The organism is Nocardia carnea, assembly GCF_029868855.1.
GTDB classification, from domain to species: domain Bacteria; phylum Actinomycetota; class Actinomycetes; order Mycobacteriales; family Mycobacteriaceae; genus Nocardia; species Nocardia carnea_A.
On the sequence record NZ_JARWOV010000129.1, the window covers coordinates 1 to 16,392 of the forward strand.

Here is a 16,392-nt window from a genome sequence, read left to right on the forward strand (position 1 = left end):
TCCGTGAAGGGTCGGGCTGTAATTTCGGAGCCGCTCCGCGGCTCGAGGGTGGGGCCCTCGTGACCCCTGGTCTTCACTCCTCCGCTCCTCCGCTTCGCTCCCCCGCTCCGTCGCTCCAGACCAGGGGCGGGCCCCACCCAGGGGGGTGAACCATCTATGGGGGATACGTGGGTGGGTCGCGGTGGGGTGGGCGGTGCACACGAAGACGGTGGTTCGGTCTATTCCGTCAACCTGCGCCGAGGAGGCGTCCTGGTTCGTAGGCGGCGGCGCCGGAGGGCAGGTCGCCCGGGCGGCCGCTCAGATAGACGCTGACCGTGCCGTTGCCGCTACCGGGCCCGCCCAGCTCGTCCATTCGGCGGACCGTTTGCGCGGCTACGGCCTGCGCGCTGTCGAACAACCGGACGCCTTCGGGCAGCGCGGCGACGATCGTATCCACCACCAGGGGGTAGTGGGTACAGCCCAGTACGACGCCCTCGACGTCGGCGGGGGTACGGGCGGCCGCGTCGGCGACCGAGGCGCGGACCGCGGCCATATCGCCGCGATCCACGGCCTCCGCCAAACCGTGGCAGGCCACACCCGTAACTGTCGCGTCGCCGCCGAAACGGGCGATGAGCTCGGCCTGATACGGGCTGGCGGTGGTCGCCGCGGTCGCCCAGACCGCGACCGACCGGCAGACCGCGGCCGCCGGTTTGATCGCCGGAACGGTGCCCACGACCGGCACCCCCGGACCCAGGTCCGCGCGGACCTGTTCGAGGGCGGTGACACTCGCGGTATTACACGGCAGGACCACAACTTCCGCGCCCAGGTCTCGTGCGGTACGAGCGGCCGAGATCACCCTGCCGACAACCCAGTCCTGCGGTTTCGGGCCCCACGGTGCGCCGTCGGGGTCCAATTGGAGCAGGAGATCCACATCGGGGCGCAGCTTGCGCAGCCACGCCGCGGTGGGCAACAGCCCGAAACCCGAATCGATGAGCGCGACGATCACACCGAACAGGTTATTGAGTGGCGCCGAGCAGTTCCTCCACCGGGGCGGCCGCGGCGATCGCGGCCCGCATCTTCATCACCCGGCCGGTCATTCCGGCGCCCACCACACCGGCCAGCCGGCCTTCGCGTATGTAGTAGGCGAGGAACTTGCGGCCGTCGTCGCTGAGGATCCGGATCTCGTCGGAGGCGCGGGGGGTACCCAGCGCCTGGATCTTGAGGTCGTACTGGTCGCTCCAGAAGTACGGCACCTGCGGCATGCTCGGTGGCTCGACTCCCAGCAGCGCGCAGGTCAGCAACTTGGCCTGTTCGCCCGCATTGGTCCAGTGCTCGATCCGGCGATGCTCGCCGGTCGGGGTGCGCCAGGCCGCGACATCGCCCACCGCCCAGATCCCGGGCACACTGGTGCGCCCGGCCTCGTCGGCGAATACGCCGCCACCGGCCGCGGGTTCGGCCAGCTCGATCCCGGAATCGGCCAGCCAATCGGTGACCGGCCGGGACCCGATCCCGGCGACGACCAGCTGCGCCGCAACTTCCGAACCGTCGGCGAGCCGGGCACCGCGGACCCGGCTGTCCGGATCGGACAGCAGAGTGTCGACACCGATTCCGCAGCGCAGGTCGACCCCTTCGGCACGGTGCAGCCTGGCCACCAGTTCGCCGACTTCCGCGCCGAGCACACCGGCCAACGGGGCCGGCTGCGGTTCCACCAGCACCACGGACAGCCCCTCCGCGCGGAGGCTGGCGGCGAGTTCACAGCCGATGAACCCGGCACCGATGATCAGCGCCTGCTCGGCGGCGCGCGCGCCCGCGCGGATGGCCACGGCGTCGTCGTGGCTGCGCAGCACGTGGACGCCGGTGACATCCTCGGTGCCGGGTAGCCGGCGCGGGGTCAGACCGGTGGCGATCACGAGATGTTCGTATTCCACCGCCGAACCGTCGGCCAGTCGCACCTTCTTGGCGGCGGTGTCCACGCCGACGGCCGCGGTGTTCAAGCGGAGATCGATATCCTTCTCACCGTAGAACTCCTCGGGGCGCAACGGGGTGGAGTCGATTTCGCCGCGTACGAACTGTTTGGACAGCGGCGGGCGGTCGTAGGGCGCATGCGCCTCGTCCCCGATGACCACCAACTCCCCGCCGTACCCGGCCCGGCGCAGTTCCTCGGCGGTGCGCAGCCCGGCCAGGCCGGCACCGGCTATCACGATCGGCGCGGACATACCGAACTCCCTCCCGCGGCCCGCTCGCGCCGCGCCCTGAAACAGGTTCTCGAAATTGTGTAGCCCACCCTAACTTGGGCAGCGTGGTGGAGGCCAGCGACAGCTTTCGCATCGTTTCGCCGCGCAATCGTGTCCATTGCGATATCGACCGGCTGCTCTGGGGCAGCTATACCGAGGTCAGGCCCTGTCAACGGACCTGTTTCCACTTTCAGGAGGCCATTATGTTCACCGAAAGCCGGACCCAGGATTTCCTGGCCGTCGTACTCGGAGCCTTCACCGCCCTCTCGCCGATCTGGGTCGCCACCAATGATCGAGCCGTCTGGACGATGATCGTGCTCGGGGTGCTCATCGCGCTGACCGGGCTCGCCCAGATGTACCGGCCGTCGATGGCGGCCACGGATTACGCCATGGGCCTGTTCGGCGCGCTGCTTTTCCTCGCGCCCTGGGTCATGGACTACACCGCGTACAACGGCGCCGCGTGGACGTCGTGGGTGGTCGGCATCGTCACCGTGGTACTCGCGGTCGCGGCACTACCGGCCGTCGCGGGACGAATGCACCGAGCGGCACCGCACCACTGATCCCGCACCACCGATCCGCGCAGTGGTCGTTCCACCCACCGGCCGTACCACCGGGTGGGTGGACGACTACGGTTTCGATCCCTGCGCCCAGCCTATGAGTCGCGCTGCCGTTGATACGGTGGCGCACCGGCCGTCTTACGAGTGGGCGCGCCGTGCTGTATCCGAAACAGTGATCGCCGCCGTCGAATCGGAGAGTCGAATCGGAGAATCGTGCGGACTGCTGCGCGATCGGTCGAATCCACCGACGGAACTGCGCACGGACGGAATGCGCTGAGCCGGCGCAACTCGGCGCGCTACCCGCCCGGCCGGCGCGTAGATGCGCCCGTGCTCACCACGCCCTCGGTCGACCACACGTGTCGTGTCCAGGGGCACCGACTAGACGCATTTGCGCCATCGACATCCAAGGGAAACCCGGCCGGGGACAGCGATTTGCGTCCTATTCGCCCAGCCACCGAACCGTTCCGCGCCGATGCGCGGACATCCCGTCGTCGAAGCACGTCAGCGCGGCGTGTCCGGAAAGCGACGAGCCCGGGGCCCGGCGATTCGCGATCACGACACCGGTGTAATCCTCGTCACCCCGGATGCCTCACGGGAAGATGAGGAGCTTCGCGCACTAGAACGAAGCCCACCCGGGTGGGTAAGAATGAGCGCATGGATGCCGAAAATGCCAGCCTCGGAGACGAACGCCGCGCCCGCCCGGAGGAGTACGGGCGCGGGCAGCTCAACTCCGAGTCGAGGGGCTTCGCCGGCTTCGGATCCAACGGATTCGATTCGGCGGAGGGGTCGAACGGCGCCACGAACCGGCCCGAGTCCGTTCCGGACCGCGGCTACACGTGGACTCCCGCACCACCGTCCACCCCGCACCAGAACCCGCAGAACACCGGCGGTTCAGCTGCTCTCGACCCGTTCGCCGCGTGGGACACCTCGGGTGTCATCGGCGACGTGCCGGGGGGCCTGACGATGAGCCCGGGGGAACACGAGCCGAATTCCCGTTTCACCACACCACCGGCCGACGGCCCCCCGTATATACCGGATGACTCTCCCGGAACAGCCGCCCTGCACACCCGCTCGGTGGCGACAAGCGGATCGCATCAGACCCCGGGCCAGGCGGATTCCGCGGCAATGCCGCGTATTTCCCAGTCCGGCGACCCGTCGCCCGCACTGTCGTCGTCATCGCGGATCCCCATGCCGACGGCCTACCAGCCGGATACGCAGCGCCCCGACGAGCGGACCGTACCGTCCGGCGACCCGGCTCAGTTGTCCGGCGCGGCAACCACCCAACTACCCACCGCCGAACAGAACGAGGCCGGCGCATCGGGTATGCCGTTGCCGCCGTCCGGTGACCCCGCCGGCTATCGCTCCGCACCCGCCGAAACCGATTCTTTCGGTGGCTCGTCCGCGGATACCGGGTCCCTGCCCAGCTGGCTCAGCTCGATCGGCGAGGAACCGGTACCGCAGGCCCTCGAAAGTGGTGGCCGGCGCCGCAAACCGGCGCTGACCGAACCGGCCGAACCCGACTCCGGCCAGTTCAATCCGTTCGAAGACCAGCACCGCCCCGAAGAATCCGGCGCTCGCGACCCCTATGAGCTGCCCGCCGCCGCGAACGATTCCGCCGACGGGCCCGATCCGGCCCGGCTGTCGCTGCCCACCCGTTCTCCGCGCGGGCCGGCCCCGGCGCCGGAAAGTGCCACGGAGGACGATTCCGCCCCGCCCGCGCTGCCGGCCCGCCGCCTGCCCCGGTCCGCGGCCCGGCACGCCCCCGCCGAAATCGAGGACGTACCCGCCCAGAACCCGGCCACCTCGGAAGCCGGCGCAGCCGGGGAACTTCCGGCTCCGCGCCGGATGCCACGGTCCGCCTCCCGGTACAAGCCGGACAGCGAACGCTCCGCGGGCCTGGAACCGGATTCCGCCGGGTTCCGTGCCGCAGAGCCGGTGGCCGATACCGATGCCGGCGACCGGAGCAGCGACTCCCCGCCGGAAATCGAAACGCCGCCGCGTCTCGCACCACCCGCGGAGAGCACGCCGATACTCGATCGACTGCTCGACCCGGAACCGGCGCACAGCACCGAATCCGACGACGATTCCGCCCCGGTCTCCGAAATCCTCACCCGGATCCTGGAATCCGAACAGGAGACCCCCGGATCCCGGCATTCCGAGCCGAGCTCCGCACCCGCACCGGAGACCGCCGAAGCAGCGGCCGATCCACAGCCCATCCCGCGCCGCGCGACCTCTTCACCCCTGACTCTGGTGCCCGACGAACCCGCGCCGGAAGCGCATACCGGCGGCGACGAATCGCGCCCACCGCTGGAAACCCGCCGCTCCCGGCGCGCTCGCGAAGCCGCGGAGGCCACACCGGTCCCGTCGGCCGACCGGCCGGAGCCGATCGTGGCCGAACTCACCACACCGGCGCTCATCGAGCCGGAGCACGGTCCCGTACCCGCGGACTCCGCATCCCGGCACAGCCGCAGCGAGGAAGGCGCGGATATCGATATCCACCTCATCATGCGTTTGCTCACCGCAAGCGATGATCTCGAAGTACTCGCCGGGCAGGCCGAAGCCGGCGAGGTTTCGGCGGCCGAGGTCGCCCGGGCAGCCCGGGAAGCCCGCTCCGCGGTTCTATCGGCGGTAACCGCCTGGTACGGCGGGCCCGCCCAGATGGTCAAGTTCGCCAACGCACTGCTGCAGGCCGCTCGCGAATCCTGAAGCGGCGAACTGCTGACGTCGGCCGGGCCCTGCGCCACTGCCGTCGGCCGAACTGCGCGCGCCCGGCCCGGCCCCTACGGCGTGGTCACGGCTCCCGGACCCGGCCCCGCCGGCGGTCGGCTCGCGCCCGCGGCTGTCCGGAATCGGCGCGCGAGCCGGTGACAGGCGGCCACCAGTTCCGGGGGTTGCACATCGGTGAGGTCGGTGTCGAAGGTGGCGAGCAGTCCGGCGATCCCGGCCCACGACCACGCGCCGACGGTGAGGCGGCAATGTCCGGGGTCGAGGTGTTCGACAACCGATCCGCCGGGCGCCCAGCGTGCGACCGTCTCGGCCGGAAGACCCAGCCGCGCGCTCCCGGTGCACTCCCACACGGCGGGCGTATCGCCGCGGTCGTAGGTGGTCATGACCAGGTGGGCGACATCGCCGCCGGGCAGTTCTCGCGGAGTGAACCCAATTCCCGTGGGCGCGTGCAGATGGAGGCGATCGAGCCGGTGCACGCTCCAGGCATCGTCGGCGTGGTCGTATCCCACCAGGTACCACCGGCCGGCCCAGACCACCAGATGATGGGGCTCGATCCGCCGGGCCGGGGTGAAGCCCGCCGTACCGGGAACCGGACGGCTGCCGTCGGGGCCGAGTGTTTCTACGAGGAGCATCTCGTGCCGGCGGACCGCACTTCCCGCGACCTGTAGCGCCGCCGCATCGATGGGGGGCGCCGGAAACTCCCAGAAGTTCTGCAATCTGGTGAGCCGCAGCGCTTCCGCCGCCGCCCGTAGCCTGGCCGGCATCACCTGCTCGAGGGCGTCCAGCGCCCGCGCGGCATCATCGCCGAGACCCGACACGGTATGCGGCGCGGTTTGCAGGGCCACCGCCACGGCCAGCGCCTGGTCGCTGTCGAACAGCAGTGGTGGCAGCGTATGCCCGGATCCCAGGCGGTATCCCCCGGCCGGGCCGCGCAGCGATACGACCGGATAGCCGAGCCCGCGCAGCGTGTCGATATCCCGCCGGACAGTTCGCTCACTCACCTCCAGCCGGCCGGCGAGCTCACCGAGCGACCAGCTGTGCCGGGCGGCGAGCAGCGACAGCAGGCGCAATGCGCGCCGGGAAGTTTCGGCCACCGGCCCAAAGTAGTGGACATTCGGCGGCCACTACCGATGGCACTGTCGGTGCCCGGAGGCAATTCACCACGATCCGGGAGACCGATAGTGCGCATCATCATCGTCGGAGGCGGAATCGGCGGCCTGGCATTGGCCGCCGGGCTACGCCGGCACCGATTCGAGGTCTCGGTCTTCGACCGCGATCTCGATATCACACAGACCGGGGGCTACCACATCACGCTCGACGGCCGGGCGCAGGCGGCGCTCCGGGAACTCGTCGCGCCGGAGATATTCGAACGGCTGCTCGGTTCGTCCTCGGCGTTACGGTTACGAACTCGCGACGCCTTCTGGGACCGGCGCGGCCGCCTGCTGGGTCACGGACCGCGGCTCGACGACAACCCGGGCGTCGACATCGACCGGGTCACCTTGCGAACGATTCTGGCCGACGCGGCCGGCGAATGCCTGCGCCTGGGTGCGCCCGTCACCGATATCGCCCGCACGGCCACCGGCGCACCGCAGGCGCGGCTCGCCGACGGATCGACGGTCACAGGCGATCTGCTGATCGGCGCGGACGGCGCCCACTCGCTGGTCGCTCGCCGGCTGGCGGGCCGCCCGACGAACGAACCGACCGGAATCATCGGCTTCTCCGGCCGGACCACCGCCGGCGACCTCGGCACAGCGGAGCGCCGGCGGCTCGGACCGCGCTCGAGCATGGTGCTCGGACCACGCACCACGGCCCTGTACATAGGTTTCCTCGACCCGATCGGCAATGCCGTCCTGGACACGCCCCGTCCCAAGGAAGCGATCACGACCGGACCCACCTACATCTGGGGCGCCATGTTCGCCGAATCCGCCGCAACCGATTCGATGCGCAAGCTGGGCGGCACGGAGCTGCGGTCCACACTGCTCACCACGTTCGAGCGCGCAGGCTGGCGCCGGTCCGCACTCGAAGTCGTCGGACGCGCCGATCCCGGCAGTATCGCGGCATTCCGGTTCAATGCCGCTTCGACCCGGGCGGCGGATCTCGCTCCGTGGCCCGCCGGTTCGATGACCGCGCTCGGTGATGCGGTCCACGCGACCCCGCCCACCGCGGGTATGGGGGCAGGAGCCGCCATCCGGGATGCCGCCGACCTGGCCACCAACCTGCGCGCGGTCGCAGCCGGCACGGTCACCTTGCCGGTTGCCGTGAGCCGGTTCGAGGCGGATATGCGGGTACGTGGCAGCGAGGTACTGGTCGCGGCCATGCGCACCGTGCGCTTGATGCGCGCCACCGGTTCCCCGCTCGGCGCGGGCGCCACCACCGCTACCGCCTCGGTGTTGGCCGCCGCCCAGCTGCTCGGACGCAGAAAGTTCTCCTGACCGGCCATCGGGGAGTTTCCGAGCAGCGCGCCGGAACGCTCGGGTCAGGAGCCCGCGAAGGTTTTCCGGTAGGCGGACGGCGACATCCCGAGCCCACGCCGCATATGGTGACGCAGATTGTCCGGGGTGCCGAGCCCGGACAATTCGGCCACGGCCTCGATCGGAAGATCCGCGGATTCCAGCAGCTCCCGGGCCCGGTCGATACGGCGATCGCGCAGCCAGGCACCGGGTGAGAGTCCCGTCTCCGCCCGGAACCGGCGGCTGAAGGTGCGCGAACTCATCCGCGCGTGCGCGGCCAGCACCGTCACGCTGAGCGGTTCGCTCAGATGGTCCAGCGCCCAGGCGCGGGTGGCCGCGGTGCTGCGCTCGTCGTGGTCGGGCACATGATGCTCGATGAACTGCGCCTGCCCACCTTCCCGCCAGGGTGGCACCACGCAGTGCCGCGCGACCCGATTGGCGGCGACGGCTCCGTGGTCGCGCCGGATCATATACAGGCACAAGTCGATACCGGCGGCCAGTCCGGCGGAACTCAGCAGGTTGCCCTCGTCCACGAAGAGCACGGTCTCGTCCAGTTCCACCGCCGGGAACAGCTGCCGGAAATCGTCCGCGTACCGCCAGTGGGTGGTCGCCCGATGCCCGTCGAACAGGCCCGCCGCGGCGAGAACGAAGGCCCCCGTGCAGATGGACACGATTCGCGCACTCGCCGGGACCACAGCCAGCGCGGCGGCCACCTCGGCTGTGAGTTCTCCCGCGTGACGCGCCGACGGATACTTCGTCCCCGGCACGATGACCGTATCGGCGGCGGCGAGTACATCGGCGCCGCTCTCCGCAACTATCGAATAGCCGGAGGTCGCCCGGACGGGTCCCGGCCGCAGCGCGCAGGTCACGACTTCGTAGAGCGGGTCACCCGCCTCGTCGACGGCCTGACCGAAGACCAGCGGCGGGATGGTCGCGTCGAATCCGACCACGGGTTCCAGCAGCAGTACGGCGACCGTATGCCGCCCCGGCACGGCGGCCACGACGCCATTGGCATGATTTTCACGCATATTGTCGATTCTGCCACTGGTTCCGGGGCCGCCCGTCCCGAATGCTGGGTCATCGTGAGGACAGAAAGCTCTACCGTCGCGACCCGCGCCTCGCGACTGCATTTCGCCTGGATCGTCGCCGGCGTGAGTTTCGTGGCGATCCTGGGCGCCGCGGGATTCCGCGCGGTCCCCAGCGTTTTCATGAACCCGCTGCACACCGAATTCGGCTGGTCGCATGCGACCGTCGGTGCTGCCATGTCGGTGAATATGGTGCTGTTCGGGGTCACCGCACCGTTCGCCGCCGCGCTCATGGATCGATTCGGGGTCCGCCCGATTCTCGCCGGGGCCCTCGTGCTGATCGCGACCGGAACCGGCCTGGGCCTTTTCATGACCGCCTCCTGGCAGCTGATCCTGCTGTGGGGCGTGCTCGTCGGCCTCGGAACCGGCTCCATCTCCATGGGTTTCGTGGCCACGGTCTCGACCCGCTGGTTCGTCGCCCGACGCGGGCTGGTCACCGGAGTGCTCACCGCGGCGAGCGCCACCGGCCAGCTCGTCTTCCTGCCCGTGGTCGCCGGCGTGACCGACCGATTCGGCTGGCGCTGGGCCTCGATCATCGTGACCTTCGCGGCCCTCGCGGTGATTCCGCTGGTGCTGCTGTTCATCCGCGACCGCCCGAGCGATATCGGTACCACCGCCTACGGCAGCTCCGCGGGCGCCGAGGACGAAACACTGCCCAACGGCAGCTTCGGTGCGGCCGCGAGCGGATTGATCCAGGGCATGCGGGTGCGCGCTTTCTGGCTGCTCGCCGGCAGTTTCGCAATTTGCGGGATGACGACGAACGGCCTCATCGGCACGCATTTCATACCGGCCGCGCACGACCACGGTATGCCGACCACAGTGGCCGCCGCACTGCTGGCGACGGTCGGTATCTTCGACGTCCTCGGAACGGTTTTCTCCGGCTGGCTCACCGACCGCGTGGACGCCCGCGTCCTGCTGGTGATCTACTATCTCGGCCGCGGTGTCTCCCTGCTCGCGCTCCCCGCGCTGCTCTCCCCACGAGCCGAACCCAGTATGTGGGTTTTCATCATCTTCTACGGCCTCGACTGGGTCGCCACCGTGCCTCCCACGATCGCCATCTGCCGGCACTGGTTCCGCGCTGCCACCCCGATCGTGTTCGGCTGGGTATTCGCCGCACACCAGCTCGGCGCCGCCGTAGCCGCGTTCGGCGCCGGTTATGTCCGCGACGCCGACGGTTCCTACGACCTCGCCTTCTACGTCGCCGCCGGTCTGTGCGCGGTCGCCGCACTCATGTGCGGCGCTATCCGGCTGCCGGACCCGCCCGCGGCGAAGGCGCAGCAGGGCGGTTCCCCGTATCCCCGGGACGGTAGCGCCGTCACAGACGACGGCGCTACCGCACTCGATCAGCCGATACCCGGCCGTCGATATGCAACGGAGGCCGGAACCGGCTCATAGCTGTCGAAGACCATGGCGAAACTCGCCCGCCCCTTGGTCTTCGACCGCAGCGCGCCGATATAGCCGAACGTCTCCGCCAGCGGGACCAGCGCTTCGACCATCGTCGAACCGCTTCGTTCGGTGGTCGAACGAATCCGGCCCCGCCGCGAGTTCAGGTCGGCCAGTACCGCGCCGAGGTGTTCGCCGGGTGTGCTGACCTCGGCTCGCATCACCGGTTCCAGCAGAACCGGACCGGCCTGCGCCAACGCCTGACGGACCGCGTCGGCGGCCGCGATGCGGAAGGCGAGTTCCGAGGAGTCCCGGCTGTGGGCGGCACCGTCGAGCAGCACCACCCGGACGCCCAGCACCGGGTATCCGGCCACCACACCGCAGTCGAGCGCGTCCTGGGCGCCGGCGTCGACCGCGGGCAGATACTCCTTCGGCACCCGGCCGCCGATAACCCGGGATTCGAATTCGTAGGTCGCCTCCGCGCCCGCTGCCAGTGGTTCCACCACCAGCACCACCTTGGCGTACTGCCCCGACCCGCCGTTCTGCTTCCGGTGGGTGTGTTCCACCCGGAAACCGCGGGTGATGGTCTCGCGGTACGCGACATGGGGTTCACCCAGTGCCACCGCGACCCCGAACTCGGTCCGCAATCGCTGCGCCACCACCTCGAGGTGCAGTTCACCCATACCACCGAGCACGGTTTGACCGGTCTCCGGATCCTTCCGCACGGTGAGGCTCGGATCCTCCGCGGCCAGTGTCTGCACCGCGGTACTCAACCGCTGCTGGTCCTGCCGGGTCGCCGGCTCCACCGCTACCGATACGACGGGTTCGGGAAAAGCCATCGACTCCAGCACGACCGGGTTGCCGGGATCGCACAGGGTGTCACCGGTGGTGGTGTCCTTCAGTCCGATCACCGCGCAGATATCGCCGGCCTCGGCGCGGTCCAGCGTCTGCTCGGTATCGGCGTGCATCCGGAACAGCTTGTTCAACCGCTCCTTTCTCCCAATGGTCGAGTTCAGCACCACCGCACCGGGTTCCAGGCCACCGGAATACACCCGCACGTAGGTGAGCCTGCCGAAGAACGGGTGCGCGGATACCTTGAAGGCCAAGGCGGACAGCGGTTCGTCGGCGCCGGCGTACCGTCGCACCGTTTGTCCGCCGGGGTCGGGTGACCAGCCGGTCACACCCGCGGTATCCGCCGGGGAAGGCAGATAGTCGACCACTGCATCCAGCAGCGGTTGCACTCCGATATTCCCGAGCGCGGAACCACACAGCACGGGACAGCACTCCCCGCGCAGTGTCAGTTGCCGCACCGCGTCCTTGATCTCGCGCACGGTGAATTCCTCCCCGGCAATGAATTTCTCCAGTAGGAATTCGTCGGTTTCGGCGAGAGCTTCCAGAAGTTCCCGCCGGTACCGCACAGCGATATCCGTCAGTTCGGCGGGGACATCGCCTTCGGCGTACGTCGCACCGTGTGTATCGGCGTCGTTCCAGGTCACCGCCCGCATCCCGACGAGATCCACCACTCCCGTGAATCCGCCCTCACTTCCGATCGGCAGTTGCAGTACCGGGGCCCGCACCCCGAGGCGTTCGCCGATGCTGCGCACGGTGGCCTCGAAATCGGCGCCCACCTTGTCCATCTTGTTGACGAAGCAGATCCGCGGCACGCCGTACCGGTCGGCCTGCCGCCATACCTGCTCCGACTGCGGTTCCACGCCTTCCTTGGCGTCGAATACCGCTATCGCACCGTCCAGGACCCGCAGCGACCGCTCGACTTCGACGGTGAAATCGACATGGCCCGGTGTGTCCAGAATCGTGATGCGGTGCTCGTTCCAGGTGCAGGTGGTGGCCGCCGCGGAGATGGTGATACCGCGTTCCCGTTCCTGCGCCGTCGAATCCATCACCGCGCTGCCGTCGTGCACTTCGCCGAGTTTGTGGGTGACACCGGTGTAGAACAGTATTCGCTCGGTGACGGTGGTCTTACCGGCGTCGATATGCGCCATGATCCCGATATTCCGGGTGCGGGCCGGTTCGTCGCGCTTTCGCATGGTTGTCCCTATTCATCAATGGGTTTCGCCGACAGGGCGACACTCGCCATCGATGCGTTCCGCGTCCGGCACGAGCGTCAGGCGGCAGGCCTGCGCTCTCCCACGCCACCTACCGCCGCTGCGGATGCTCCGGAACCATGTCTGTATACCTACCCGACCGACCGAGCCACCGTCGACCGAATTACCGAACGAACGCGAACAGCCAGTTCCCCGAGAGGATGATCAGTTGAGCCACGCCTTCAGCACACCACAGACTTTCCAGGAACCGTCTTCTTCGACAAGGTCGTAGTCGAGAGATTTGATGGGTGTCGAGGTACCTTTCGTCATCAGCTCTACGGTGAAGCTCCCCTGATCGCTGCCCGGGGGTACGTCGAGGTTCGTGATCGTCCTCGTCGCATAGGCGGAATCCGGCAGCTCCACGGCTCCGGAGGATCCCAACTTCTCGGCCGATTCGAGTGTCGCGACATCCGCCGAGCAGATCAGCCCTTTGTCGGTGCCGTCGCGGTCCACGAACTGCTGAGCCACAGCACGTGCGTCGCCGGGATCGCTGCCGGCGGTACTGCCGCCCTCGGAGTCATCGCTCCCGGGTTTCTCGGACTCACCGTTCTCGGGATCCTCGGGGACACCATTCCCCGGAGCCTCGGAATCACTGTCGCCGGGCTCCGATGCCTCCAGGATGCCGCAGACCTTCCAGTCGCCGTCTTCTCGGACAAGGTCGTACTCCACGGTCCGGCTGTGGCTCTGCGTACCGACCGTCACGTCCGTCTCGACAGTGAAGGTTCCCCGGTCGCTGCCTTCGGGAACATCGACGCCGACCAACTCGCTCGTCGCGGCCGAATCGTCCGGCATCGTGACGGGCGCGGTGGGTTGGGGCGCCGATTCCCCGGCTTTCTCGATCTTCGCCAGATCCGAGGCGCAGATGATTTCATCGTTCTCGCCTGCACCGTCCACGAATTGCTGTGCAACAGTGCGCGGATCCCCGGCTCCGCCGCCGGATACCAGGAAATATCCCCCGGCACCGAGGCCGATCACCAGCACGAGTACGACGAGCGTCACCAGGGCCACGGTCCCGCGGCGCTGGCCGGGCTGCTGTGGGTACGGCACGCCGGGTGGCGGTGCGTAATACCCCCCGGCCTGCGGGGGGTACGGTAGCTGCCCGTACCCGGACTGCACAGCCGGCGGCGGATATTGCTGTGGGCCAGGGGCATACGACTGCTGTCCGGCCCCTTGCCATCCCGGCTGCGGTTGCTCCCCGGACGACTGCGGCGGAAACCCACCGGGCTGGTCGCCGGCACCCGGATATTGCGGGTTCGTCATCTTTCTCGTCCTGCCTTCTTCGTCCCGGGCCACTCGCACCTGAACCGCCCTCGGCCCGGTGCGGCTCCGATACACCACCGGCCGGAACCACTGAGCGGTGGCAGTCGCAACTGGCTACCGATGTGGGCACGAAACGGACCACACCCGCCCTCAACGAATCCTGTCGACTCGGCCGACTGCGAAAACGACAGTGGCCACTGCGCATATCGGTGTCACTTACTGGTGGCCCGACTCCGTTCGATGTTGCACAACCGCAAGTTCGACCGCACTCGCCACCTGACCTGCCACCATAACCGGCCGACCTCGACGAATTCACACTCGTGGAACACATTTGATGCTCCCTTGACAGCCCGGCCGGACAGATCGGAGAGTTTCGGCACCCGCGTTGTCCCGTGGTCTCGCGCCTGGCCGAATTCGTCCGGCCGCCGTCTCGGCGGTACCGGACAGGAGGGATATCGTGAGCCCGGAAGCGCAGGGTGAGCCGGGACCTACCCATCCGGAAGCATTCTTCACCGGCGGGATGCGTTTCGAATACCCGGACGGCCGCATCGTGGTCGGTGAGATACAAGGATGATCCGGTGGCCCCGGATCCATACCCGGGACCGGCTTCATCGCGCACGTCGATATGTATTCGATCGTGGCCTTGGATCGATTTCCGGCGGGGATCCCCGCGATGAAGGCGTGTGCCACTCGCCTCTACCGCGAATGGGATCCGCGCGGCACGGTCACCGGGGTGACCGTCGTCGACCGGACCGGCCGATGGCGGTCGGCGCTCCGCCGGACGCGCCACGATCCTGCATCTCGGCTGGGACAGCTGAGCCCGCCTTCACCAACCGGGGCAACCGGAACGTTTATCAGCCGGTCACCTGGGGCGGAATCGGATCGATCGGCCCGGGCGGTGACTGCGGGAAGAGCGCGTAACGCACATCCGCCCGGCCGGTAGGGTTCGCGTTGGGGTCGCCGGGGTTCAGCCACCTGAATGTTACGGTGATCTGCCCCGGAGCGTCGCTACCGGCGACAGAGACGAATGCCTCCGGATCCTCGGTAGCCGTGTTCCCGTACTTGAAGTGGTCGAAGAGCAGGATATGCCTGGGCGAGCTACCCGTCGCTCCGACCGGGTCGACCTGCACCCAGTTCAGTGTGCAGTCGATGGACGAACCGCTGCCCGTCACTTGCCACGGCACATCCGGGAAAGCCTGCGGCAGTCGGCTGACGGCATCGTCCACTCGGTCGGCAGGGACAGCGGCACACGGTTCCGGCGTGGCGCCGATGGTGCCGGCACCGGCCGTCGTGGCGGCGAACGCGAGTGAGAGGGCAGCAGCAGCTGTACGTATCAAAACGAGCTCCTTCGATCGACACCGGACACCTTTGACATCGGCTCAGAAGTTCCAGCGTTATCGCGGCCACGCACGCACTCACGCCGATTCCGGGCGGGCGGGAAATATGGACACTATCTCGGCTACCCCGATGATTTTCGGGTGAATCCGTCGTCGATTCCAATGGGCATACCGACAGACAGGAGTTCAGGTATGACGAGTACCTTTCGATCCGGCATGACCTCGGTGCGTGCGAACGGCGTGGATCTGGGGTTCGAGAGCTTCGGCCGCGAGAACGATCCGCTGATCCTGCTGGCCGGCGGGACAACGATGCTGTCCTGGCCCGACGCGCTGTGCGAGCGGCTCGCCTCGGGCGGGCGGCGCGTGGTCCGCTACGACCTGCGTGATTCCGGCGCGTCGACGACCCGCGATCCGGAGAATCCGGCCTACAACCTGCGGGATCTCGCTGCCGATGCGGCCGCGCTGGTCGAGGTACTCGGCGCCGGCACCGCCCTTCTCGGTGGAGTCGGTGTCGGCGGCATGGTCGCCCAGGTCGCCGCGCTGGACCACCCGGACGTGTTCTCCGCGCTGACCCTTGTCGGCACTCGGCCGGTGGCTCCGGGCCCGGTCGACGAGGATCTGCCGGACCACGATCCGGCCCTCATGAGCACGCTGTTCTCCCGCACACAACCGGACTGGACCGACCGGGACGCGGTCGCCGCGTTCGCCGCCGAGGGCGCCGGGCCGATGGGCAACGATGCACAGCAGGCACGGGCGACGGCGGCCCGGATCTGGGACCGGACGCCGTCCAACGATCCCGCGGTACACCAGGCGAACCAGCTCGGGATGGTGTTCTCCCGGATCGACTGTGCCCCACGCTGGCGCGAGCGGCTCGGTGGGCTCGACGTGCCCACGCTCGTGGTGCACGGCCGCGCCGACCCGTTCTTCCCGGTCGGTAACGGCGAGGTCCTCGCCGCCGAAATCCCCGGGGCGCGACTACTCGTCCTCGACGATATGGGTACCGCCCTGCGGCCCGGCGCGGCCGACCGGGTCGCTGCCGCCATGCTCGCCCTGTAACCACCCGGACGGCGGGGACTATTCGAGATCGAAGCGTGCCACAAGCGGAATCTCCGCGGTGAAATGAAGAACGGCGCCGCTCCTTTTCGGAGCGACGCCGTTCCCAGCGATTCAGCGAATCACTTGATGATCTTCGTAACCCGACCGGCGCCGACGGTACGGCCACCCTCGCGGATCGCGAAACGCAGACCCTCGTCCATGGCGACCGGCTGGATCAGCTTC

At 68.6% G+C, this 16,392-nt stretch carries 13 protein-coding genes; 5 read left to right on the plus strand and 8 right to left on the minus strand.

Annotated features, from left to right (window positions below; translation table 11 throughout):
• Window positions 1-226 precede the first annotated feature (226 nt).
• Complete coding sequence (locus QH195_RS12600) at window positions 227-985, minus strand: glutamate racemase (RefSeq protein ID WP_280435501.1); 759 nt, start codon at window positions 983-985, stop codon at window positions 227-229.
• Between the two features lie 10 nt (window positions 986-995).
• The gene (locus QH195_RS12605) at window positions 996-2,195 is read right to left on the minus strand and encodes an NAD(P)/FAD-dependent oxidoreductase (RefSeq protein ID WP_280435502.1); all 1,200 of its coding nucleotides are present in this window, start codon (window positions 2,193-2,195) and stop codon (window positions 996-998) included.
• A 221-nt stretch (window positions 2,196-2,416) separates the two neighbouring features.
• Here QH195_RS12605 and QH195_RS12610 point away from each other — a divergent pair, with 221 nt between their 5' ends.
• Both QH195_RS12610 and QH195_RS12615 read left to right on the plus strand, forming a co-directional pair.
• Window positions 2,417-2,773, plus strand: a complete 357-nt coding sequence (locus tag QH195_RS12610) for an SPW repeat protein (RefSeq protein WP_280421282.1) — start codon at window positions 2,417-2,419, stop codon at window positions 2,771-2,773.
• Window positions 2,774-3,424: 651 nt separating this feature from the next.
• Window positions 3,425-5,476, plus strand: a complete 2,052-nt coding sequence (locus tag QH195_RS12615) for a hypothetical protein (RefSeq protein WP_280435503.1) — start codon at window positions 3,425-3,427, stop codon at window positions 5,474-5,476.
• Window positions 5,477-5,550: 74 nt separating this feature from the next.
• On the opposite strand, the gene QH195_RS12620 is transcribed toward QH195_RS12615, so the two are convergent.
• A complete protein-coding gene (locus tag QH195_RS12620) occupies window positions 5,551-6,591 on the minus strand; it encodes a helix-turn-helix transcriptional regulator (protein WP_280435504.1) in 1,041 nt (346 codons plus the stop codon).
• Window positions 6,592-6,678: 87 nt separating this feature from the next.
• Between QH195_RS12620 and QH195_RS12625 the strand changes: the two genes are divergently transcribed.
• A complete protein-coding gene (locus QH195_RS12625; RefSeq protein ID WP_280435505.1) occupies window positions 6,679-7,929 on the plus strand; it encodes an FAD-dependent oxidoreductase in 1,251 nt (416 codons plus the stop codon).
• A 44-nt stretch (window positions 7,930-7,973) separates the two neighbouring features.
• Here the strand turns inward: QH195_RS12625 and QH195_RS12630 are convergent, their stop codons facing one another.
• Window positions 7,974-8,975 carry a GlxA family transcriptional regulator gene (locus QH195_RS12630; RefSeq protein ID WP_280435506.1) on the minus strand — a complete coding sequence of 334 codons (1,002 nt, stop codon included), beginning with the start codon at window positions 8,973-8,975 and terminating at the stop codon, window positions 7,974-7,976.
• Between the two features lie 54 nt (window positions 8,976-9,029).
• Between QH195_RS12630 and QH195_RS12635 the strand changes: the two genes are divergently transcribed.
• On the plus strand, window positions 9,030-10,427 hold the full coding sequence (locus QH195_RS12635) for an MFS transporter (RefSeq protein ID WP_280435507.1): 1,398 nt from the start codon (window positions 9,030-9,032) through the stop codon (window positions 10,425-10,427).
• On the opposite strand, the gene fusA is transcribed toward QH195_RS12635, so the two are convergent.
• The 3 genes from fusA to QH195_RS12650 all read right to left on the minus strand — a co-directional run bounded on the left by fusA (window position 10,376) and on the right by QH195_RS12650 (window position 15,114).
• Window positions 10,376-12,460 carry an elongation factor G gene (gene fusA, locus QH195_RS12640; protein WP_280435508.1) on the minus strand — a complete coding sequence of 695 codons (2,085 nt, stop codon included), beginning with the start codon at window positions 12,458-12,460 and terminating at the stop codon, window positions 10,376-10,378. The two genes, QH195_RS12635 and fusA, sit on opposite strands and share 52 nt — an antisense overlap.
• A 222-nt stretch (window positions 12,461-12,682) precedes the next feature.
• Window positions 12,683-13,777 carry an Rv0361 family membrane protein gene (locus QH195_RS12645; protein ID WP_280435509.1) on the minus strand — a complete coding sequence of 365 codons (1,095 nt, stop codon included), beginning with the start codon at window positions 13,775-13,777 and terminating at the stop codon, window positions 12,683-12,685.
• Between the two features lie 854 nt (window positions 13,778-14,631).
• Window positions 14,632-15,114 carry an LppP/LprE family lipoprotein gene (locus QH195_RS12650; protein ID WP_280435510.1) on the minus strand — a complete coding sequence of 161 codons (483 nt, stop codon included), beginning with the start codon at window positions 15,112-15,114 and terminating at the stop codon, window positions 14,632-14,634.
• 192 nt (window positions 15,115-15,306) lie between these two features.
• Between QH195_RS12650 and QH195_RS12655 the strand changes: the two genes are divergently transcribed.
• Entirely contained in the window at window positions 15,307-16,170 is an 864-nt protein-coding gene (locus QH195_RS12655; protein ID WP_280435511.1) for an alpha/beta fold hydrolase, read from the plus strand.
• A 119-nt stretch (window positions 16,171-16,289) separates the two neighbouring features.
• Here the strand turns inward: QH195_RS12655 and QH195_RS12660 are convergent.
• Window positions 16,290-16,392: hypothetical protein (locus QH195_RS12660; protein ID WP_280435512.1), on the minus strand; the 103-nt coding region annotated here is incomplete at its 5' end.